Source organism: Christiangramia sp. LLG6405-1 (assembly GCF_045055805.1).
Taxonomy (GTDB): domain Bacteria; phylum Bacteroidota; class Bacteroidia; order Flavobacteriales; family Flavobacteriaceae; genus Christiangramia.
Map to the genome: position 1 here is coordinate 32,631 of NZ_CP159330.1, position 21,548 is coordinate 54,178.

Below are 21,548 nucleotides of genomic sequence, written 5' to 3' on the forward strand. Positions count from 1 at the left end.
TACGAAAGTAAATAAAATGTTAAGACAATCTTAAGTAGAGAGCCTTGAGGTACTCAACAGGTAATGAACAATTCACCTGTTGATAACTTCGATTTTGTGTTAATAAGACAAAAAAATCCGGAATTTGACTGCCGGATTTTCTAACGATGATGTATAAATAAAGCAGTTAGCCTTTAAACACTCCCATGTCTAAATATTTATCCATCCTATTTTCTACCAGTTGGTCTGGTGATAAGTTTCTGAATTCAGAATATGCTTTGGTAATTGAAGATTTTACCGTATTGAAGATCTCTTCACGATTGCTATGAGCACCACCTAGAGGTTCTTTTACGATCTCATCGATAAGCTTCTGCTTTTTCATATCTGTAGCAGTCAGTTTTAAAGCATCTGCTGCAATTTCTTTGTATTCCCAGCTTCTCCATAGAATAGAAGAACAGCTTTCAGGAGAGATTACAGAATACCAGGTGTTTTCTAACATTAGTACTTTATCTCCAACACCTATTCCCAAAGCTCCACCACTGGCTCCTTCACCAATAATAACTACGATGATTGGTACCTTTAATCTCGTCATTTCAAGAATATTTCTTGCGATCGCTTCACCCTGTCCGCGCTCTTCAGCTTCCAGACCAGGATATGCTCCAGGGGTATCAACTAAACATACTACAGGAACACCAAATTTTTCAGCAGACTTCATTAAACGAAGTGCTTTTCTATAACCTTCAGGATTGGCCATCCCGAAATTACGGTATTGTCTTGTTTTGGTATTATAACCTTTTTGCTGACCAACGAACATAAAACTTTGATCATCGATCTTTCCAAGACCACCAATCATTGCTTTGTCATCCTTTACATTACGATCACCATGCAATTCAAGGAAAGTATCTCCACAAATAGCATTTATATAATCTAAAGTATATGGTCTATTAGGATGCCTGGAAAGTTGTACTCTCTGCCATGGCGAAAGATTCTTATAGATCTGTTTCTTGGTTTCAGCAAGTTTCTTCTCAATTTGCTTGCAGGTTGCCGTAACATCTACATCACTTTCCTGTCCAATATTGCAGGCTTTGGCATATTGTTCCTCAAGCTCCTTGATAGGTTGTTCAAATTCTAAATACTCCATATTTCTTATGGTTATTAATTTAAATAGCTCACAAATATAACAACTTTGAAAGGATAGAAATGGCTGATAAAGTTTAAATTTTCAACAGATATGGATTAACGCTTCGCGCGAATAAGAAGCACGATGGCAAGTATCCCGAATACTATATTAGGAAACCATACGGCGATTAAAGGTGAGAAGGTAGACTGCTCTGCCATGGTTCCAAAAACCTTGTCGAAAAAGATAAAAATAAAGGCCAGGCATATTCCAACTGCCAGGTTCACTCCCATTCCTCCTCTTCTCTTAAAGGAAGATACTGCAACGGCAATTATTGTTAGGATAAAAGCTGAGATAGGAATACTCCACCGCTTATAAGCCACGACTTCATACCTGCTTATGTTCCCCGAACCTCTTCTTTTTTCCTTGGAGATGAACTCCTTTAATTCGGTATAATTTAATGTTTCAGCAATATATGATTCAGGAGTAAGTTCATCGAATTCAAATGGCAGGATCGTATCCAGGGTTCTATAGTTAAAAATGCTATCTCCTCTGGCTCCAATAATTCGTTTATCGACAATGGAAAGCCTGTACGTACTGTCCTCTGGATTATAGCGTAAACTTGAAGCGCTTATCTTAAATTTCAACTCGTTGTCCTCAAAGTGTTCCAGCGTAAAGTTACGTGCAGAATTTGAACTTGGTGAAAAGTGGTTGGCGTAGATGAACTCGTTGTCATTGATCTGCCGGTAAACATCATTGGTTTCCCTGGTTTCCTGCCCATGTTTTAAATACCTGTATTTAAATTCATTGAAGCCTTTACTGGCCTGCGGAGCGAGATACATGGAAAGAATCAATGCACCAATACAGACAATGGTTGCCCCTATCAAATAAGGCCTCAGAAATCTATAAAAAGAAACACCGCTACTTAAGAAAGCAACGATCTCGGTATTCATGGCCAGTTTCGAGGTGAACCAGATGACCGATAAGAATAGAAATATTGGAAACAAGAGATTAGCAAAATAGATGGTAAAGTCCAGATAGTAATAGGCAACTTCAATAAAAGGCACTTCATTATCCAGGATCTTATCGATCTTTTCAGCAAGGTTTACAGTGATACCAATTGGAATAAACAACAACAGCATCATACTGAAGGTTCCCAGATATCTTTTAAGTATATACCAATCGAGAATTTTCAAATTCCGGAATTATAATCGTTTATCCATTTGTTTTACCATCTTATCTTTCCACTGTGTGAAATCTCCGGCTAATATATGCTTTCTGGCTTCTCTCGTCAACCACAGGTAGAAACTAAGATTATGAATACTTGCAATTTGCCTGCCAAGCATTTCGTTTACAGTAAATAGATGTCGAACATAGGCTTTAGAATACTCTGAATCTACAAAGCTAACACCCTCTGGATCTATTGGTGAAAAGTCATCTGCCCATTTTTTGTTCTTGATATTAATGGTTCCATGGGATGTAAATAACATTCCGTTACGTCCATTTCTAGTTGGCATCACGCAATCGAACATATCTACACCGAGAGCAATATTTTCAAGAATATTAATTGGTGTTCCCACTCCCATTAGATAACGTGGCTTGTCTTCCGGTAGTATTGCAGTAACCACTTCAGTCATAGCATACATTTCATCTGCCGGTTCTCCTACAGATAATCCTCCAATAGCATTTCCTTCAGCTCCGGCATTTGCGATATATTCCGCAGATTGCTTCCGAAGATCTTTATAGGTGCTCCCCTGTACGATCGGGAAAAGGGTTTGCTTATAATCGTAAATTTCAGGCGTTTTTTCGAGGTGATTAATACACCTGTCCAGCCAGCGATGCGTCATATGCATAGATCTCTTTGCATAATTATAATCACATGGATAAGGAGTACATTCATCAAAAGCCATAATAATATCGGCTCCAATGGTACGCTGAATTTCCATTACATTTTCCGGAGTAAATGTATGATATGAACCATCTATATGAGATTTGAACTTCACACCTTCCTCTTTGATCTTTCTTCTTGCTGAAAGTGAATAAACCTGATAACCACCACTATCGGTAAGGATATTGCGATCCCAATTCATAAATTTATGAAGTCCACCGGCTTTCCTCAGAATTTCAGTTTGTGGTCTAAGGTATAAGTGATAGGTGTTGCCCAGTATAATATCTGGATTAATATCTTCCTTTAGTTCACGTTGATGTACACCTTTTACGGTAGCTACCGTACCAACCGGCATAAAAATTGGTGTTTCGATCTTGCCATGATCTGTTGTAATACTTCCGGCACGTGCTTTACTACCGGCATCGGTAGATAAAAGTTCAAATTTCATAGTTCAGTTTAATCGCTGCAAAGATACTCATTCAAAACTCAAATGGAAGTCAGAGTTCACAGAGCCTGTTAGTATTTTGCTTAAAAAGTTAATAACTGGGGTATTGTTGCTTTGTCAAAGGCTTTAAATCGCTTATTTTTGCGGCAACAAAACAACACATTATAAAATGCCAAACATCAACGAATTACAAGATTTTGTCACTCAGGTTCGCCGCGATATTCTGCGACAGGTGCATAAAGTAAACTCTGGTCACCCTGGAGGTTCTTTAGGCTGCGCTGAATTTTTTACGGCTCTTTACCAGGAAGTTATGGATCACAACACCAGCTTCAATATGGATGGTAAAGGAGAAGACCTGTTCTTTCTTTCCAATGGTCATATCTCCCCGGTTTTTTACAGCGTTCTAGCCAGAAGTGGTTATTTCCCAGTAGAAGAACTTAGCACTTTTAGATTAATTGATTCAAGATTACAGGGACATCCAACAACTCATGAAGGATTGCCTGGAATTAGAATTGCTTCAGGATCTTTAGGACAGGGAATGAGCGTTGCTCTTGGTGCTGCGCAGGCTAAGAAACTGAATAATGATGATCATATCATCTACACCCTACATGGTGATGGTGAATTGCAGGAAGGTCAGAACTGGGAAGCGATCATGTACGCTGCCGGAAATAAAGTAGACAACCTTATTTCTACAGTAGACCTCAACGGTCAGCAAATTGATGGTAGTACAGAAAAAGTACTTCCGCTAGGAAATCTTAGAGCTAAATTTGAAGCATTTGGCTGGGACGTTATGGAAATTGAAGATGGAAACAATCTTCAACAGGTGATCGACGGACTTAAAGAAGCTAAAACCAGAACTGGAAAAGGCAAGCCAGTCTGTATTTTAATGAACACGGTAATGGGTAATGGTGTCGATTTTATGATGCATACACACGCATGGCACGGGAAGGCTCCAAACGACGAGCAATTGGAAAAAGGACTTTCTCAGAACCCGGAAACCCTTGGTGATTACTAAGCCGAATTCATTAAAATCAAAATTAAGAATATCATGAAAGAATATATAAATAAAGGAAGTAAGGATACCAGATCTGGTTTTGGAGATGGCTTAACAGAACTTGGCCAATCTAACGAAAATGTAGTTGCGCTATGTGCCGATCTTACCGGATCCCTGAAAATGGACGACTTCAAAGCAAATCACCCAGAAAGATTTTTCCAGGTTGGTATTGCTGAAGCGAATATGATCGGGATGGCTGCAGGGATGACCATTGGTGGAAAAATTCCATTTACAGGAACTTTCGCCAACTTCTCTACAGGTAGAGTTTACGACCAGATTCGTCAAAGTGTTGCCTATTCTGGAAAGAATGTGAAGATCTGTGCAAGTCACGCCGGAGTGACTTTGGGAGAAGATGGTGCCACTCACCAGATCCTTGAAGATATCGGCTTGATGAAGATGCTACCTGGAATGACAGTGATCAACACCTGTGATTATAACCAGACCAAAGCTGCGACAAAAGCGATTGCAGATTATGATGGTCCTGTTTACCTGAGATTTGGCCGACCAAAGGTTGCCAATTTTACTGAAGATGATCAGGATTTCCAGATCGGGAAAGCAGTGCATTTGTATGAAGGTAGCGATGTTAGTATTATTGCAACTGGTCATTTAGTTTGGGAAGCTATTCAGGCGGCTGTGGAGCTGAATGAAAAAGGTATTAGTGCAGAGGTGATCAACATTCATACGATCAAACCACTTGATGAAGAGGCTGTGATCGCTTCAGCTAAGAAAACCGGATGTGTGGTTACTGCTGAAGAGCATAACTTCCTTGGCGGCCTTGGTGAAAGTGTTGCCAGAACCCTGGCTTCTCACCACCCTACACCTCAGGAATTCGTGGCGACTGAAGATTGCTTCGGGGAAAGCGGAACTCCTGCTCAGCTGATGGAAAAATATGGTTTGAATGCTGCTGCGATTGTGAAGGCTGCGGAAAAAGCTATTAAAAGAAAATAATACTTCTATAATATAGAAGTCAGCATATTAAGGCCTTCTGAAGTTTATCTTCGGAAGGCTTTTCTACTTTTACTGAAATAAACCATAAACCCATGGCGTTATAGTAGCCTGAAATAAGATAAAATTAGATCTATGAAAAAGTTAATGATGTTTGCACTAATGATTGGTGCACTGAATATTTCTGCACAGGATGCAAGTTTTGGGATCAAAGGTGGATTAAATTACGGTGCAACCGGAGAATACGAATCTATTAGCCGTCTAACCGATGATTTTGGCAGTTCGTTTGAAGATGGAGAAAACAAGACCGGTTTTCATGCAGGATTTTTTGGTCAGTTCGAAATACTGGGAATCTTTCTACGCCCGGAATTGGTTTATACAGAAATGAATACCGAGTATTCACAATTTGATTATAAGCTTCAGAAGATAGATGCTCCTGTACTTCTAGGAGTAAATGTGCTAGGACCTTTGAATATCAAAGCAGGGCCGGCATTTCAATATATTCTGAAAAATGAACTGGAAAACACGAATTTGAGTATTGGTGATGTTGAAAATGAAATTAGTGTGGGATATCAATTAGGAGCAGGTCTTGATTTAGGCAGGCTTGGTTTCGATGTTCGATATGAAGGAGCTTTCCAGGATAACCAGGCATTAGGTGGAAATCTTGCTGCCGATAGTGGTTTCACTATAGATTCAAGACCATCACAATGGATACTGAGTGTAGCGTATTCATTATAATTATAACTTAAATGTTAGATATATAGTAATAAAAAACCCGGAAGAGATTCCGGGTTTTTTTGTTTTAGTTCGCTACCTGACTTATAAACTTGATGCGGTATAATCGCAATTCTTCATCGTCATAGTCTCCATCAAATTCTTCCATCGCCTCATCGATCTTATCGGTTTCCGCTTCCAGAAAATATTCATGGATCTCTTCCTGTTGATCTTCATCCAGAATATCATCTAGATAATAGTCAATATTCAGTTTCGTCCCGCTATACACGATCGCTTCCATTTCTTTAATGAATTCGGGCATTTGCATACCTTTTGCCGAAGCAATATCTGATAATGGTAATTTCCTGTCTACACTTTGTATGATAAATAGTTTCAAAGCACTATTGGCACCTGTAGATTTCACTACGAAATCATCAGGCCTTACAATTTCGTTATCCTCAACATATCTAGAGATAAGATCTACAAAATCGGATCCGTATTTTTTGGCTTTTCCTTCTCCTACTCCATGAATATTTCCTAATTCCTCGATACTTATCGGGTATTTAAGAGCCATATCTTCTAAAGATGGATCCTGAAAGATCACAAAAGGAGGCAGGTCTTTCTTTTTGGCAACTTTCTTCCGAAGTTCTTTTAGCATTTTCACCAGCTGATCGTCAACGGTATTCGCCGACTTTTGAGGTACAACGACTTCTTCGGTAATATCATTGAAAACATGATCCTCGGTCATCATAAATGACACCGGATTCTTCAGATACTCTTCACCACGCTTGGTTAGTTTCACCACTCCGTAAGTTTCAATATCCTTTTTCAGAAAACCTGCAATTAAAGCCTGGCGGATAAGTGCCATCCAGTAACCCGCATGTTGATGACTTCCTTTTCCGAAGAGACGATGTTCATCGGTCTTATGGGAAAGAATGACCGCATTGCTTTTTCCAATGAGCGTGCGCACCACTTCTTTAGACTTGTATAACTGATTTGTTTCTTTAACGGTGTTCAGCAATAGCTCAAGATCATCCTTGGCTTCATGCTGATTCTTTGGATTCTGAACATTATCATCCATATCTGCTCCTTCCCCGGTTTCGGAATCAAATTCCTCCCCAAAGTAATGCAGTATAAATTTTCTTCTTGAGATGGAAGTTTCAGCAAAAGCAACCACTTCCTGTAATAGCGCATGACCAATTTCCTGTTCTGCAACAGGTTTACCGCTCATAAACTTCTCAAGCTTTTCAATGTCCTTATAACTATAGAAGGCCAGGCAATGACCTTCACCACCATCTCTCCCGGCACGACCGGTTTCCTGGTAATAGCTTTCTATACTTTTAGGAATGTCGTGGTGAATCACAAAACGCACGTCTGGTTTATCGATTCCCATCCCAAAGGCGATGGTTGCCACCACCACATCAATATCTTCCATCAGAAACATATCCTGGTGTCGGGAACGTGTTTTAGCGTCAAGACCGGCATGATAAGGAACGGCTTTAATACCATTAACCTGAAGTGTTTGAGCAAGCTCTTCTACTTTCTTTCTGCTCAGGCAATAGATGATTCCCGATTTACCATCGTTCTTTTTTACGAAACGTATGATATCGGCATCAACATTCTTCGTTTTTGGCCGTACCTCGTAATAAAGGTTAGGTCGGTTAAAACTTGCCTTAAAAGTATTAGCATCTGTGATTCCTAGATTCTTCAGAATATCCTCCTGAACTTTAGGAGTAGCGGTCGCGGTAAGTCCGATTACCGGTATATTATCGCCAATACGCTGAAGTATATGTCTTAGATTTCTGTATTCTGGCCTGAAGTCATGTCCCCATTCACTTATACAGTGCGCTTCATCTACTGCGAGGAACGAGATCGTCTGATGCTTCAGAAAATCTACATAGTCTTCCTTGGTCAGTGATTCCGGAGCAACATAAAGCAGTTTACAAACACCACTATCAATATCTGTCTTTACCTGGTTTACTTCTGTTTTGTTTAAAGAGGAGTTCAGAACATGGGCGATACCATATTCCGAAGAGATACTACGAATAGCATCTACCTGGTTCTTCATTAAAGCTATAAGTGGGGAAACAACGATTGCTGTTCCATCCTGTATTAGTGCAGGGAGCTGATAACATAATGATTTACCTCCACCGGTAGGCATAACAACGAATGTGTCATGGCCATTTACGATACTGGTGATTACATCTTCCTGAAGCCCCTTAAACTGACTAAAACCAAAGTACTTCTTCAGTTCTTTGTGTAAATCAATTTCGGTCAAACCCATTCAATTGTGTTACAATTTTACATACATTTGTATAACTAAATATACGGTTTTCTTTAGTACCTGCAATTCTTAATTTAATCTAATTTGAAACTTAGCGAGCAAATCATTTCTTCAGCGAAAGAAACCATTTCCAACGAAGCCAAAGCAATTGCGAATCTCGAAAATTACATTGACGAAGAATTCATTAAGGCGGTAGAAGTTATCTACAGGTCTGAAGGTCGTGTGGTGGTTACTGGTATTGGCAAAAGTGCCATTATCGCCAATAAGATCGTGGCCACTCTAAATTCTACCGGCACTCCATCTATATTTATGCATGCGGCAGATGCGATTCACGGCGATCTTGGTATTGTTCAGGATAATGATGTGGTGATCTGTATTTCTAAAAGTGGAGATAGCCCTGAAATAAAAGTTTTAGTACCACTCATCAAGAATTTTCATAATGTACTAATAGGACTCACCGGAAATAAGGATTCATTTCTTGGGAAACAGGCAGACTATGTACTAAATAGTTATGTAGAGATGGAAGCCTGTCCTAATAATCTGGCACCGACGACAAGTACTACCGCACAAATGGTTATTGGAGATGCAATTGCTGTATGTTTACTGAATTTAAAAGGCTTCAGCAGTAGAGATTTCGCTAAATATCATCCGGGAGGATCATTAGGTAAGAAATTATATTTGAGAGTTAGCGATATCGTATCTCAAAATATGGTGCCTATGGTTTCTGCGGAAACTGATGTTGCTAATGTGATCATCGAAATTTCAGAAAAAATGCTGGGTGTAACCGCAGTTCTGGAAAACGATCGTATCATAGGAATCATCACAGATGGTGATATTCGTAGAATGCTGAAGGATCACGGAGAAATAAAAGGACTCAAGGCACGGGATATTATGAGTGCCGATCCAAAAACGATCGAACAGGATACCCTGGCTGTTGTTGCCATGGAAATTCTTGAGAAGAACCAGATCTCACAGCTACTGGCTGTTGAGAATGGAAAATATACGGGTGTTGTTCACCTGCACAATTTAATAAGAGAAGGAATTTTATAATGGAAAGAATCGCCCCCCAGGAAGAACCGGAAATGTCTTTTTTAGATCATCTTGAGGAACTAAGATGGCATTTGATTCGCGCGGTACTCGCCGTAGTAATCGCAGCCGCTGTAGCCTTTTTACTGAAAAGTTTCATTTTTGATGTTGTTTTATTTGGACCTAGCAAAGGTGATTTCTGGTCATATAGCATGTTGTGCAAAGTTTCTGAAGCACTAGGTTTTGACGGTGGGTTCTGTTTTCAGGAGCTTCCTTTTACCATACAAAGTAGAACGATGGGTGGACAGTTTTCTGCACATATCTGGACTTCTATTACCGCAGGTTTTATCATAGCATTCCCTTATATCATTTATGAATTCTGGAAGTTTGTAGCTCCTGCAATGCATGAGAAAGAACGTAAACATGCTAAAGGCTTTATTTTTGTGACCTCCATGTTATTCTTTATTGGAGTCCTTTTCGGTTATTATGTGATCACTCCGTTATCCATAAACTTCCTTGGGAAATATCAGGTAAGTGACATTGTTCTCAATGAGTTCGATTTAAGTGATTATATAGGCCTGGTAAGAACTACAGTTATAGCTTCAGGATTAATTTTTGAGCTTCCTATACTTATTTATTTCTTGACAAAGGTTGGTATTGTTACACCACAATTCCTGAAAACCTATAGAAAGTATGCCCTGGTGATCGTACTTATCTTATCGGCAGTAATTACTCCGCCAGATATTGTGAGTCAGATCATAGTTGCGGTTCCGGTATTGATACTTTATGAAGTGAGTATTATCATTTCAAAGTTCATGTATAAAAAAGAAGAAGAAAAATTAAAAAGTTAAGCTATGACAAATCAAGTGGACGAATTTAATTCGTACCGTGCCAAGATGAACGATAAGATTCTTGGTGATAATAATAAGATCATAAAAAGGATATTTAACCTGGATACCAATGCATTTACTGAAGGTGCCCTGGATAAAAAAACAAAAGAATTACTTGGATTGGTTGCTTCTACAGTTTTGCGTTGTGACGACTGCGTAAGATATCACCTGGAAGCGAGTTATAATGAAGGAATCACTAAGGAAGAAGTAATGGAAACTCTAAGTATTGGTACTCTTATTGGTGGAACTATCGTGATCCCTCACTTAAGACGTGCTTACGAATATTGGGAAGCATTAGAAGCCCAGGAATAAAACGGAACAATTTCTGCTTATTCAGAATAAATTGAGACTATGAAACTACGCGCTGAAAATCTGATCAAAACCTATAAAGGAAGAAATGTTGTAAAAGGTATTTCTGTCGAAGTTAATCAGGGAGAGATCGTGGGATTACTTGGACCGAATGGTGCGGGTAAAACCACTTCTTTTTATATGATCGTAGGTTTGATCAAACCCAATAGCGGAAACATTATTCTGGATAAGCAGAACATTACCAAGTACCCAATGTACAAGCGTGCACAACATGGAATTGGATACCTTGCCCAGGAAGCTTCGGTTTTCAGGAAGCTAAGTATCGAGGACAATATTCTTAGTGTTCTGGAACTTACCAAGCTTTCCAAGAAAGAGCGTCTTTTGAAGATGGAGTCGCTTATTGAAGAATTTGGGCTTGGTCATATACGTAAAAGCCGTGGAGACCTTTTAAGTGGTGGTGAAAGACGGAGAACAGAGATCGCCAGAGCTTTGGCTACAGATCCAAACTTCATTCTCTTAGATGAACCATTTGCCGGGGTAGATCCAGTGGCAGTAGAGGACATTCAGAGAATTGTTGCTCAGTTAAAAGATAAAAATATCGGTATTCTCATTACCGATCATAATGTGCAGGAAACTCTTGCTATCACCGACAGGACTTACCTAATGTTCGAAGGAAGCATTTTGAAACATGGGATGCCTGAAGAACTTGCCGAGGACGAAATGGTACGTAAAGTATACCTTGGACAGAACTTTGAACTTAGAAAGAAAAAGATCTTTAATTAAGCTGTTGCTTTTCTATTCGATATTACTGAAAGTAGTACATAGAGCAGAATAATTACTGGTATTGCTATAAACTTCAGAAATACAATGAGTAAGAGGCAACTAATAATAAAGAAGTAACGTAATTTATTCTCTTTAAAGCCCCAAACTGAAAATTTTAGTGCAAATAACGGTAGTTCAGCATTCAGAAGAATACAGCTTAAGATCGTTAAGCCAACTAAAAACCATTCGTTCAGGATCAATTGATTGATCATTGGAACAGATTCATAGGTAAGAATTAGTGGTAAACTTAGGATTAATAAAGCATTCGCCGGAGTTGGAAGACCAATGAAAGAGTCGGTTTGGCGATCATCTACATTGAATTTTGCCAATCTATATGCTGAAGCTACAATGATTAACAATCCTATAAGGGCAAAGGGTTGAAGGTTTAAATCAAATTCTGTAGAATTCCAGTCGGTTGATAAGCTACCGCTGGATGGTAAAGCTTTTATAATTAACTGGTACATTACAATTCCCGGCACTACCCCACTGGTAACGACATCTGCCAGAGAATCCAGTTGCAGCCCAACTTCACTTTTTACATCAAGAGCACGGGCGGCAAGTCCATCAAAGAAGTCGAAAAAGATCCCGGCAGCTACAAATATAGCAGCCAGCACCAGGTTTCCCTGTACAGCAAAAATAACTGCAATACTACCAGATAGCAGGTTTAAAGAAGTAATTAGATTCGGAACGTGTTTTTTTAAGCCCATTTGACTGTTTTAAATAGAATCCACTAAACTAACATTTTGAATTTAAAAGCCTCTAAAAATACTGTTATATGAAAAGCAAGTCCGCTAAATTTAATGATTCCTGTATAAGTTTATTATTTTTGAGCAGACTTCAGAATCTATGAAAAACTTTCTTTTAGCGCTCCTTAGCGGTATCATTCTGGCAATTTCCTGGCCAACTTATGGATTTCCAATTTTCATATTTCTAGGTTTCGTGCCACTACTTTATGCTGAATTTAAAATTCGCAACTTTTCTAAAAGCAAGGTCAAACTGAAAGTTTTTGCTCTTTCCTATCTCACTTTCTTCATCTGGAATGTGATTACTACCTGGTGGATCTACAACTCTACTCCTTTTGGAGGCGTTTTCGCTATACTGGCCAATTCGCTATTGATGTCTATAGTCTTTCTCTTATATCATATTGTAGCCAAGAGAACTGGGTTTAAAGCTGCTTCAGCATTCCTTATTAGCATCTGGATGGTGTTTGAGAAGATACACTTGAACTGGGACTTTTCCTGGCCGTGGCTTAATCTTGGGAACGTATTTTCAGAAGTTCCAGCATGGATTCAATGGTATGAATTTACAGGAACCTTTGGAGGAACACTATGGGTATGGGTATTGAACATCGCGATCTACAAGTCCATTTTATCCTATCTGGAATTTAAAGACAAAGCAATCATCGCAAGGGCCGCGATAAAGGTCTTGTTGCTTATTGGTATTCCAATGCTAATTTCTGGAGTTCTATACTGGAATTATGAGGAACCTGAGGAATTCATAGATGTGGTCATCCTTCAGCCAAATATCAATCCTTATACCGAAAAATATAATACTACAGATCGAAAGATCGGGGAGCTCCTACTCGAACTATCTGCTAAAGCTGTGACCCCAGAAACAGATTTGATCATTGCTCCGGAAACTGTCTTTGCTGATGGCACTCAGTTGAAAAACCTCAACAATTCTGAAGGAGTATTTTATGGAGAGCAAATTAGCCGACTGGACAATGAATTATCCTTCCTGGGAGGAATTACCTTATATGAAAGGTTCAATGATCCAGGGAAAGTCCGCAGCCAATCAAATAGAATCGGCCCGAAGGATTGGTATAATGATTATAATTCGGCATTTATGATCAGTGATCATTCAGATAGTCTGCAATTGTATAATAAGTCGAAACTGGTAGTAGGCGTGGAGAATTTTCCCTACCAGGATATTTTAAAACCAATACTTGGTGATGTAATGATCGATCTTGGAGGCACGGTTGCGATGAAAACCACTCAGGAAGAGCGGGAAGTGCTTTATTTTGAGGACTCGCTGGGAACTGCACCAATCATATGCTACGAATCGGTTTACGGAGAGTATGTAACCGGGTATGTGGAAAATGGAGCAAATTTTCTAAGTATAATTACCAATGACGCATGGTGGGGTGATACACAGGGTCACCAGCAGCATTTAAGTTATGCCAGGCTACGTGCTATTGAAAATAGAAGATATGTAGCGAGAAGCGCTAATACCGGAATTTCAGCGATCATAAACTCCCGTGGTGATATTTTGGAAACTCTGGCTTATGAGGAGCGCGGCAGCATTTCAGGGCGAGTCGGAATCCAGAATGAGTTAACTTTTTATTCGCAATACGGAGATTACTTGGCAAGAATCGCTCAGTTTTTAGCTTTATTCATCTTCTTATTTTCCGTGGTAAAATATAACAGGAAAAGACCTGCGTAAGTGAGAGACTAGGATTCCAGCTTCTTCCCTTTTCACTTTAACAGACAACAAACAACTAACATCAGACTATTTACACTTAAGAAACATACGACAACCCAAAACGTACAACAGACAACCTCAAACTTTTATTGTCCTCTAAAGAATAGTACGGTACTAAAAGTTTTTAAGAGTATACTTAGATCGAGAAAGATTCCGCGATGTTTGATATAATAAAGATCATACTGTAGTTTTTCAAGACTATCGTCATAACAATCTCCATAGTTAGCCATTACCTGGGCCCATCCGGTTAAGCCGGGTTTGATTATGTGCCGGGTATCATAAAACGGAATAAGTTCTGAAAGTTCATCCACGAACACAGGACGCTCAGGTCTTGGGCCGATCAAACTCATATCTCCAAGTAATACGTTGTAAAACTGCGGAATTTCATCGAGTCTGGATCTACGCAGGAATCGGCCAAATCTGGTCACTCTCAGGTCTTTTTTCTGAGCAAACTGTGGCCCTGAAATTTCCGCATCCTTATTCATGGTTCTCAATTTTACAATTTTGAAAACCTCCCCATTTTTACCAACCCGCTCCTGAAAGTAAAAGGTCTTTCCACGATTCGCGATCAGATTTCCGGCAAGAATAAAGGGGCTTAGAAATATTCCGACTAGTATTCCGAATATGGAAACAGAAATATCAAAGCTTCGAAAGGCTAACAGGTAAAATTTATTCTGATGATTTCTACTGAAGGGAAAATAGCGATAAAAATCTTTGTCTACATTTTGCACCGGGATTCTCTGGGTGATTTCTTCATAAACCTGAGAGTAATCACGAATAGAAAAACCCTGCTTCTGAAGTGTACTAAGTTGATTGTAAAGTGGCAGCATCAAACCTCTTTGAAAAGCGCTAGCAACTACGATTTCTCCAATATGTTCATTTTTCACCGTATTAACAAGCTCGTCCACTTCAAATCTTATAAGATCTTCCCGTTCAATATAAGTTTTTAAGGTCTCATCGGTATTGATATAACCTACAACAAAATAATTAGGATCAGCTTTTTGCAGAGATTCAGCAATCAACTTGATATCAAAAGAGTCGCCTACTACGAGAACCCGCTTATAGAATCTTGGACTTGAAATCAGACTGATATAAAGAGATCTCCAGATAAGTAGTGAAATGGCCACTGAAAGAAAGAAAAAGATGATCTGTAGTCTGTTTTCTGGCAAACTTGGAGTAAGCAAAGGCGTTAGCATATAAAACAGGACCGTAAGACTGGTGGTAAGCAGTACGTTCTTTAATACACTGTCAAACCGGGCTGCCTTCTGAAGGTCATAAAGTTCAAATACATTTCCGAAGAAACTGAGATAAACTATGAATACCAGCGTCCATGTCCAGGTATCAGAATTAATTCTGAAGTAGTCAAACTGAAAAATTATTCCGACAATAGTAAGAGAAAGTAAGGCAAAGAGAATATCGAAAAGTTTCAATAGAAACTTTCGCTCAGAGATTTCAAAATGAAAAATAGGCTTTTTCGACATTGCGGCAGGGCTGGTAATGTGCAGATAAATATAGAACTTTTAGCTTAGCAAATCCAGCCATTGGTGTTTAACTCGTTCCCAGTCGAAGTTCTCTACTTCGATTCTGGCATTTTTAGCAAGTTGAGCGCTGAATTCCGGCTCAGATATCAATTTAATACAAGCAGTAGTCATCGCTTTAGAATCACCTGGAGGTACCAGGAGACCGGTTTGTTCATTTTGTATTAAATATGGCATTCCATCAACATTTGTTGAAACCACAGGAAGTCCCAAGGCCATCGCCTCCATGACACTCACAGGAGTATTATCAACATTTGAAGTATTTAGAAAAATGCAGTAATCCTCTGATAGCGAAATTAGATCGGGTTTAGAAAGCTTCCCGGGAAAGCTTACTTTCAGCTCATTTTCTTTCACATACTTCTTAAGTTCTTCCAGGCTACCATCCTTATCAGGTCCCACCATGCAGAGTTCGCTTTCAGGATAGAGAACTGATAAATTTTCCAGTACCTGAATCGCTAGTTTAGGGTTGTAAAGCTGCTGAAATGAGCGAATCCACAGCAATTTTGGATTAGCATTCATACGATTCCGGAAAGTATAATTTTTAAGAGGAATAGCATTAGGAATGCAAATAAGATTCTCAAAACCCAGCTGTTTAAACTGCTGATAAAGGAACTTTGAAGGAGCTACCAATTTTGTGGCGGTCTGGAATAGATTTGTTACATAATTACCTGAAGACCTCAACCTATTCGATAGATTACCGCCATGCAAAATAAAATAGTAGTCTTTCCCTCTAAACCTGGCTATACTTCCACAGAGCTTTGAAAAAATAAAATTCTGAGTACTGTACGTATCAATTAAAACCTTTTGATAGTTGCCAAATAAGCAATAAAAGCACATTTCAAGAAGTCTCAGGAATTTATTTTGAAATGTTGAGATCGATATAATTTCTAATCCTTCAGCTTTGAGTAAATCTGGTATAATATCAACTGCCGTTGGAGTTCTTCCCCATTTTTCGAGTTTATTTCCTATATAAAGAATTCTTTTCATCAGGCCAGAACTTGATTCCAGTCATCCCTCACACAACTCCAGTCAAATTCATCTACTTTGCTTTTAGCATTTTTACAGAGTAATACCCCTACTTCCGGGTTTTCCACGATGTCCTGAATAGCTACAGCCATTTGTTGTGCAGAACGATCCTGCACCAGGATCCCATCCATGGAATGATCAATCAGCTGTGGCATTCCGCCAACATTCGTACTAACTACCACCAGGCCAAGACTCATAGCCTCAATGACGCTTATTGGGGTATTATCCACGGTGGTGGTATTTATAAAAAAGTCATAATGTTGGGATAGAGAAGACCAGTATTTCTTCTTTAACTTCCCGGTAAAACGAACATCAAGCTCATATTTCTCCACAAGTTTCTTGCAGGCTTTCATCGTACCATCTTTTTCCGGGCCTACCATACAAAGACTTGCCTGCGAATATTTTTCAGAAATGATCTTCAATACTTCGATAGCCATTATAGGATTATATCGCTCCTGAAAACGTCGTACCCATAGCAATTTAGGCTGAAAAGTTTCACGTCTTTTAAATGGGTAATTTGACGTTTTTATGGCGTTAGGAATGACCCTGGTATTTTGAAAGCCATGTACTTCGAATGCATCCTTTAAAAACATCGAGGGTGCTATATTGACCTTTGAGTTTCCGAATAGACTCTCGCTAAATGATTTAGATCTTTCCAGTCGTTCCGGAAGATTTCCACCGTGTAAAATGGGAATATATTCAAGATTTGATAACTGACAGGCCTTGCCGACCAGGTAAGCATAATAAAAGTTCAGAGCACCATAGGTGTCTATAAGAACAATATCGGTTGAATTTTTATAGCGAGCAATTAACCCAAGCATTTCGGTAAGTCGCAAAGCCTTATTTGATCTTGTGGATGCAGTTTTGACATCGTAGCCCTCCTTCCTTAACATTTTACTGAAAAAAGAAATATAGGTGACGGTAAAACTATTAATTCGTAAGTCGTTTCCTATGTACAGGATTCTTTTTTTCATCTACTATATATAATAAGGCCAAACCATAAATAAAACCTGGCAGGGCGATACGCATGGCGGAGTGATTAATGGTTAGAAACCAGAAAGCCATGAATGCCAGGAAATAATAATTATTTTTAAATTTCGTCCAGAAAACAATTGGGACACTGACTAGAATAATTAATGCGACAAGGCCGAGCATACCATGTTCTGAAAGCAATCTGCTAATTTCATTATGAGATGCGGTCTCAGTCCCAGCCTCTTCACTTCGAAATTTTTTAGCCTTACCTACTCCAACCCCAATTACCGGACTATCGTAGAATGCAAGTAGCTCAGTTTGAATCAGCTCTGCTCTTCCAGTTGTGATATCCTGTTCTAATTCACCGGCAGCATTTCTATTGGTATATCTGTATGTTATAAGACCTCCAGTACTTAGAGCTGAATAACTCCAGATTACAATGACTGACCCAAATAGTAACAATAATTTTCTAAATAAAGCACTCTTCTGTTTTGAATCCTGTTTCTGGTAAAAAATAAATATAAATGTAGCTATACAAACGATTGCTGTCAGTACGCCTCCTCTGGAGAAAGTTATGATGGCTCGATAGCTAAACATCAGCATCAATATAAGGTCCACAACATTTATAATACGATCTTTAAACACAAAGAGTCTGGTGCAAACTAAAAACGCTCCCAACCCCATCACTGCTGAAATTTGGTTAGGACCATAACCACCGGAAGTAGCATAATTTGAATTTGTCCCAGACATTAACGCCTCACCAATACTAGGAGTATAGAAAAACAGATATGCCAGATTAGCTATTAATGGTAGTAATAGCATTAATAAGACATAATTGAAATGGTCAAAAGTGATCTTTTTGTAATAGCAATATAATGCAGATACTCCAAGACAAACTGGTCCACTCAAATTAAAAGCTACAGCTTTTCGAAAAACCACATCATAATCCAGTGTATAAGATGCAACAACAACCCCCGGAAATAGGATTATTAAATAGATCCAGAAAGGCACAGTCTTGGCAGAGGTTCCCTTGTAGAACATTCCCATTAATAGAAATAGAATAACAGAATACTTCCCGGTTTCGTAGAAAACCATTGCTCCATTCATTCTATAGAAAACCTCTGCTCCAGCGATATATGCTGCAGCCATCAAGGCCTCATTATTTCTGTTGTTTTTGAGAATTATCCAGAAGAATAAACCCACCCAGGTTGCGAGCAAAAGTATCGAGGCTGAAGATCTTTGAAAATAAACTAAAAATCCTATCAAAACGTGGGCTAGTACGAATTGCAGGTAGGATACGTAGTTAATTTTCTTTAGTGCCAATTCTAATGAGTTCTTTGCTTTCCTTAAGCTCTGGATTTATAAAATTTCAATAATTGTGGAATTATGGAGTCAACTGAATATTTTGCATCGATCCTTTTCTTCAGAGATATGGTATGCCCGGAGTTCAAAGATAAACTATTTTTTATCCCATCAGCAAGAGCTTTAGAATCTTCAGCCGGGACAATAATTCCGTATGCGCCTACAACCTCTTTACAATTTCCAACATCTGTGCAAACTACTTTTAAGCCTGCAAACCCATACTCCAATAAAGCGAGGGGCAAGCCTTCAGATCTGGAAGCTAAAACTCCTATATCTGCTTTTTCAATGTAGGAGGATATATCAGGAATACTTCCGTAGTAAAAAATGGAAGCATTTTTTTTTGAAGACTTAAAGCTTTCCAGTAATAGACTTGAATAAGAATCTCCAAAATGATGACCAAATAAATGTAAACTATAATTCTCTGGCAACTGTTCAAATGCCCTTAGCAAGTTAAGGTGATCCTTTTGTTTACGAAGGTTTGCAACGCAAATAATTTTAATGGCATGTTCATCTCCAAGTAAGTTTACAGTATCTGTGTTCGTTTGGGGGACCTCAGGAAAGTTAGGCAGGTAAATGATATTATTGCAATTTAATTCTTTAGAAGCCCATTGCAGTAAATTTGGATTTACACAAATGATTCCACTAAACTGATGTGATAATACTTTCAAGATTTGTTTATTCCGGGACTGTAAATGATCACTGTTACCATAATGATCATGCCAGTATAACTGGAAATCAAGGCCATAGAAAATCTTCAAAATCGACAGCATGAAATATGATGTTCCATGTGCATGAACTGTATCCACACTATTATCACGAATAAACCTGTATAAGCGAGCATATGCTTTAGTATCATAGAAAGATCGCTTATTCAAAAATGTATATCTGACTTCATCTAAAATTTGAGCTTTTAGAATGCCTTCCTTTCTGGTACAGCATAAATAGGATGCCTCTATCTTTCCAACCAATGAATTTGCATAGCTAACAGCAACTTTCTCGGCACCTCCAGCCTCCAGAGTATCTATAACCTGAAGCACTTTCATAAAAGTTCCTTTATTTCCCGTTCAAATTTCTCCAGGGTGTACTCTTTTGACCAATCCTGTGCTCTATCTGACATTTCTTCTAACTGTGATGGTTTTGATAGTATAGTTAAAACATTCTTAGCCGCAGCATCCACATCATCTGGAATTAGAATTCCTCTACTTCCATGCCCTAACATCCATGGGACGCAAGAAACGGCTGTTACTATCGGTATACATCCAAAAAACATAGCTTCTGCAACTACCTTTGGCCACCCTTCCGATTTCGATGGTAGTAATAAAAAATGAGAATTTAGATAGCTTTGTTTAAGCTCAGCTACATTCTTAAATCCCAAGATGAAAATTGAATCAGATAAACCACTGATTTCTACATAATCTTGCATATCCTGATATAAAACTCCGGAACCATATATTCTAAGTTCAGCACTTATCCCGTTCTTTAATATGCGTTCTACAAGTTTGATCGCAAAATCTGGTTGTTTACCTTCAGAAAGACTTCCTGCAAATAGAAATTTTAGCTTCTGATCGTAAACCCTGGATGTTTTCTGAATCTCTTTCTGCGAATAACTAGCTGTAAAAAATGGCAGAATATTAGCTGATTGATCGGGCCACTCTCCATAGACCAGCACTTTTATATTTCTGTTAAGATATTTATTACTTAGAAGCCATTTCTGAAATCTGTAGCTAAAGGGTTGCTTCGACTTTGGATCCCAATTCCCAGCATATTTTACTGTTTTCTTTTTCCTCGGAAAAAAAATCTGCACGATGCAACCTAAAAGCGAGATATTACCAGGGCAACGAATATGAATATGATCGGTTCGCTTTATTTCTTTATATATTTTAAAGAAGATCGCCGGGAATTTCTGAACACTCCTTAGTATTGATTTCGGGGTATCGAACTGTAGAAACGAAATGGGAATAAACTTAATGTCCTTTCTTGTAAAACTTGAAACATCAAACTTCGATGGATACGAATCTGGAGCTATAATGGATACCGATTCAAAATTTTGAAACCAAAGTTGCATTTCATTCACGAAGGGTGGATAGGCATACAGAAGCCTGTTTTTCTCAATAATTGGAGCACTTGAGATCACCAATATGCGCATCAAATATAATCCTCTGAGTTATTATTACTAACTTTTATAGCCGGAACTCCCATCATTGTCGTATTAGAATCAACAGATTTGACTACAAGAGAGTTTGCAGCAATCACCACATTCTCGCCAATTGTTATATTTCCAGCAATCACGGCATTCGCACCAATATATACATTATTTCCAATTATAGGAACTCCTCTAGATACCCCTCTCCCACTAACGCCAATTGTGACTCCCTGAGAAATATTGCAATTGTTACCAATAATCGATTTTGAATTTATAATGATTCCTCCAAAGTGACCTATGTAGAAAGAGTGTCCAATTCTTGCGGTATACGGCAGTGAAATTCCTGTAACAATCTCTATAAATTTTTGAAAAATTATTCCCACCCCGAGCAGGATGCTTCTAAGAACACTCATTAGGTTGGAGTCATATATAGCATGATTAACTCTGTAAATGAACAAAGCCCAGAGACCTTGTTGAGTTAAGATCAAAGTAAGAGCAGATTTATCACTATATCTTTTATACTTAGAGATATCTTTTCTGTAATAGTCCAGCA

20 protein-coding genes are annotated in these 21,548 nt (G+C 38.6%); 8 read left to right on the plus strand and 12 right to left on the minus strand.

The features are described 5' to 3' along the window. Positions 1-166: 166 nt before the first annotated feature. From ABVM50_RS00155 to tgt, 3 genes are all read right to left on the minus strand, one after another. Positions 167-1,120, minus strand: coding sequence for an acetyl-CoA carboxylase carboxyltransferase subunit alpha (locus ABVM50_RS00155; RefSeq protein ID WP_141878385.1), 954 nt, complete (start codon positions 1,118-1,120; stop codon positions 167-169). A gap of 95 nt (positions 1,121-1,215) precedes the next feature. Beyond that, positions 1,216-2,292 (minus strand): LptF/LptG family permease, encoded by a 1,077-nt coding sequence (locus tag ABVM50_RS00160; protein ID WP_405199428.1) that lies wholly within the window; start codon positions 2,290-2,292, stop codon positions 1,216-1,218. Positions 2,293-2,301: 9 nt separating this feature from the next. Further along, the gene (gene tgt, locus ABVM50_RS00165; protein WP_141878387.1) at positions 2,302-3,432 is read right to left on the minus strand and encodes a tRNA guanosine(34) transglycosylase Tgt; all 1,131 of its coding nucleotides are present in this window, start codon (positions 3,430-3,432) and stop codon (positions 2,302-2,304) included. Between the two features lie 166 nt (positions 3,433-3,598). On the opposite strand from tgt, the gene ABVM50_RS00170 reads away from it, so the two are divergent. The 3 genes from ABVM50_RS00170 (at position 3,599) to ABVM50_RS00180 (ending at position 6,166) form a co-directional block, all read left to right on the plus strand. Further along, positions 3,599-4,444 carry a transketolase gene (locus tag ABVM50_RS00170; protein WP_405199429.1) on the plus strand — a complete coding sequence of 282 codons (846 nt, stop codon included), beginning with the start codon at positions 3,599-3,601 and terminating at the stop codon, positions 4,442-4,444. 33 nt (positions 4,445-4,477) lie between these two features. Beyond that, positions 4,478-5,431 (plus strand): transketolase family protein, encoded by a 954-nt coding sequence (locus tag ABVM50_RS00175; RefSeq protein ID WP_405199430.1) that lies wholly within the window; start codon positions 4,478-4,480, stop codon positions 5,429-5,431. 132 nt (positions 5,432-5,563) lie between these two features. Beyond that, a complete protein-coding gene (locus ABVM50_RS00180; RefSeq protein WP_405199431.1) occupies positions 5,564-6,166 on the plus strand; it encodes an outer membrane beta-barrel protein in 603 nt (200 codons plus the stop codon). 64 nt (positions 6,167-6,230) lie between these two features. Here the strand turns inward: ABVM50_RS00180 and recQ are convergent, their stop codons facing one another. Then, on the minus strand, positions 6,231-8,426 hold the full coding sequence (recQ, locus tag ABVM50_RS00185) for a DNA helicase RecQ (protein ID WP_405199432.1): 2,196 nt from the start codon (positions 8,424-8,426) through the stop codon (positions 6,231-6,233). An 84-nt stretch (positions 8,427-8,510) separates the two neighbouring features. Between recQ and ABVM50_RS00190 the strand changes: the two genes are divergently transcribed. The 4 genes from ABVM50_RS00190 to lptB are packed head-to-tail and all read left to right on the plus strand — an operon-like array spanning position 8,511 to position 11,434. Next, on the plus strand, positions 8,511-9,476 hold the full coding sequence (locus tag ABVM50_RS00190; RefSeq protein WP_295180981.1) for an SIS domain-containing protein: 966 nt from the start codon (positions 8,511-8,513) through the stop codon (positions 9,474-9,476). Next, positions 9,476-10,303: a twin-arginine translocase subunit TatC gene (tatC, locus tag ABVM50_RS00195; protein ID WP_141878393.1), complete on the plus strand. Its 828-nt coding sequence runs from the start codon at positions 9,476-9,478 to the stop codon at positions 10,301-10,303. The genes ABVM50_RS00190 and tatC overlap by 1 nt, the downstream gene beginning before the upstream one ends. 3 nt (positions 10,304-10,306) lie before the next feature. Then, positions 10,307-10,654, plus strand: a complete 348-nt coding sequence (locus ABVM50_RS00200) for a carboxymuconolactone decarboxylase family protein (RefSeq protein ID WP_141878394.1) — start codon at positions 10,307-10,309, stop codon at positions 10,652-10,654. 39 nt (positions 10,655-10,693) lie between these two features. Beyond that, positions 10,694-11,434, plus strand: a complete 741-nt coding sequence (gene lptB, locus ABVM50_RS00205; protein ID WP_405199433.1) for an LPS export ABC transporter ATP-binding protein — start codon at positions 10,694-10,696, stop codon at positions 11,432-11,434. On the opposite strand, the gene ABVM50_RS00210 is transcribed toward lptB, so the two are convergent. Continuing rightward, positions 11,431-12,180, minus strand: coding sequence for a CDP-alcohol phosphatidyltransferase family protein (locus ABVM50_RS00210; protein ID WP_405199434.1), 750 nt, complete (start codon positions 12,178-12,180; stop codon positions 11,431-11,433). The two genes, lptB and ABVM50_RS00210, sit on opposite strands and share 4 nt — an antisense overlap. Positions 12,181-12,319: 139 nt before the next feature. Between ABVM50_RS00210 and lnt the strand changes: the two genes are divergently transcribed. After that, entirely contained in the window at positions 12,320-13,915 is a 1,596-nt protein-coding gene (lnt, locus tag ABVM50_RS00215; protein ID WP_405199435.1) for an apolipoprotein N-acyltransferase, read from the plus strand. Positions 13,916-14,040: 125 nt separating this feature from the next. On the opposite strand, the gene ABVM50_RS00220 is transcribed toward lnt, so the two are convergent. From ABVM50_RS00220 to ABVM50_RS00250, 7 genes are read right to left on the minus strand one after another with little or no spacing between them, the layout of a single operon-like run. After that, a complete protein-coding gene (locus tag ABVM50_RS00220; protein WP_405199436.1) occupies positions 14,041-15,435 on the minus strand; it encodes a sugar transferase in 1,395 nt (464 codons plus the stop codon). 39 nt (positions 15,436-15,474) lie between these two features. Beyond that, positions 15,475-16,479, minus strand: a complete 1,005-nt coding sequence (locus ABVM50_RS00225; protein WP_405199437.1) for a glycosyltransferase family 4 protein — start codon at positions 16,477-16,479, stop codon at positions 15,475-15,477. Further along, a complete protein-coding gene (locus ABVM50_RS00230; RefSeq protein ID WP_405199438.1) occupies positions 16,479-17,492 on the minus strand; it encodes a glycosyltransferase family 4 protein in 1,014 nt (337 codons plus the stop codon). The genes ABVM50_RS00225 and ABVM50_RS00230 overlap by 1 nt, the downstream gene beginning before the upstream one ends. Further along, positions 17,449-18,813, minus strand: a complete 1,365-nt coding sequence (locus ABVM50_RS00235) for an O-antigen ligase family protein (RefSeq protein ID WP_405199439.1) — start codon at positions 18,811-18,813, stop codon at positions 17,449-17,451. Before ABVM50_RS00235 ends, ABVM50_RS00230 begins: the two co-directional genes overlap by 44 nt. A 23-nt stretch (positions 18,814-18,836) precedes the next feature. Further along, positions 18,837-19,895 (minus strand): glycosyltransferase, encoded by a 1,059-nt coding sequence (locus tag ABVM50_RS00240; RefSeq protein ID WP_405199441.1) that lies wholly within the window; start codon positions 19,893-19,895, stop codon positions 18,837-18,839. Beyond that, positions 19,892-20,998: a glycosyltransferase family 4 protein gene (locus ABVM50_RS00245; protein WP_405199442.1), complete on the minus strand. Its 1,107-nt coding sequence runs from the start codon at positions 20,996-20,998 to the stop codon at positions 19,892-19,894. The genes ABVM50_RS00240 and ABVM50_RS00245 overlap by 4 nt, the downstream gene beginning before the upstream one ends. After that, a complete protein-coding gene (locus ABVM50_RS00250) occupies positions 20,998-21,408 on the minus strand; it encodes a serine O-acetyltransferase (RefSeq protein WP_405199443.1) in 411 nt (136 codons plus the stop codon). Before ABVM50_RS00250 ends, ABVM50_RS00245 begins: the two co-directional genes overlap by 1 nt. Positions 21,409-21,548 lie beyond the last annotated feature (140 nt).

Bases quoted from the DNA above. Each gene is read 5' to 3' on its own strand.
- ABVM50_RS00170 (WP_405199429.1), top strand. From the start codon at position 3,599: ATGCCAAACATCAACGAATTACAAGATTTTGTCACTCAGGTTCGCCGC.
- ABVM50_RS00180 (WP_405199431.1), top strand. From the start codon at position 5,564: ATGAAAAAGTTAATGATGTTTGCACTAATGATTGGTGCACTGAATATT.
- lnt (WP_405199435.1), top strand. From the start codon at position 12,320: ATGAAAAACTTTCTTTTAGCGCTCCTTAGCGGTATCATTCTGGCAATT.
- ABVM50_RS00245 (WP_405199442.1), bottom strand. From the start codon at position 20,998: ATGCGCATATTGGTGATCTCAAGTGCTCCAATTATTGAGAAAAACAGG.
- ABVM50_RS00155 (WP_141878385.1), bottom strand. From the start codon at position 1,120: ATGGAGTATTTAGAATTTGAACAACCTATCAAGGAGCTTGAGGAACAA.
- lptB (WP_405199433.1), top strand. From the start codon at position 10,694: ATGAAACTACGCGCTGAAAATCTGATCAAAACCTATAAAGGAAGAAAT.
- ABVM50_RS00210 (WP_405199434.1), bottom strand. From the start codon at position 12,180: ATGGGCTTAAAAAAACACGTTCCGAATCTAATTACTTCTTTAAACCTG.
- ABVM50_RS00220 (WP_405199436.1), bottom strand. From the start codon at position 15,435: ATGTCGAAAAAGCCTATTTTTCATTTTGAAATCTCTGAGCGAAAGTTT.
- ABVM50_RS00250 (WP_405199443.1), bottom strand. From the start codon at position 21,408: ATGAGTGTTCTTAGAAGCATCCTGCTCGGGGTGGGAATAATTTTTCAA.
- ABVM50_RS00200 (WP_141878394.1), top strand. From the start codon at position 10,307: ATGACAAATCAAGTGGACGAATTTAATTCGTACCGTGCCAAGATGAAC.
- tatC (WP_141878393.1), top strand. From the start codon at position 9,476: ATGGAAAGAATCGCCCCCCAGGAAGAACCGGAAATGTCTTTTTTAGAT.
- ABVM50_RS00175 (WP_405199430.1), top strand. From the start codon at position 4,478: ATGAAAGAATATATAAATAAAGGAAGTAAGGATACCAGATCTGGTTTT.
- ABVM50_RS00230 (WP_405199438.1), bottom strand. From the start codon at position 17,492: ATGAAAAAAAGAATCCTGTACATAGGAAACGACTTACGAATTAATAGT.
- recQ (WP_405199432.1), bottom strand. From the start codon at position 8,426: ATGGGTTTGACCGAAATTGATTTACACAAAGAACTGAAGAAGTACTTT.
- tgt (WP_141878387.1), bottom strand. From the start codon at position 3,432: ATGAAATTTGAACTTTTATCTACCGATGCCGGTAGTAAAGCACGTGCC.
- ABVM50_RS00225 (WP_405199437.1), bottom strand. From the start codon at position 16,479: ATGAAAAGAATTCTTTATATAGGAAATAAACTCGAAAAATGGGGAAGA.
- ABVM50_RS00240 (WP_405199441.1), bottom strand. From the start codon at position 19,895: ATGAAAGTGCTTCAGGTTATAGATACTCTGGAGGCTGGAGGTGCCGAG.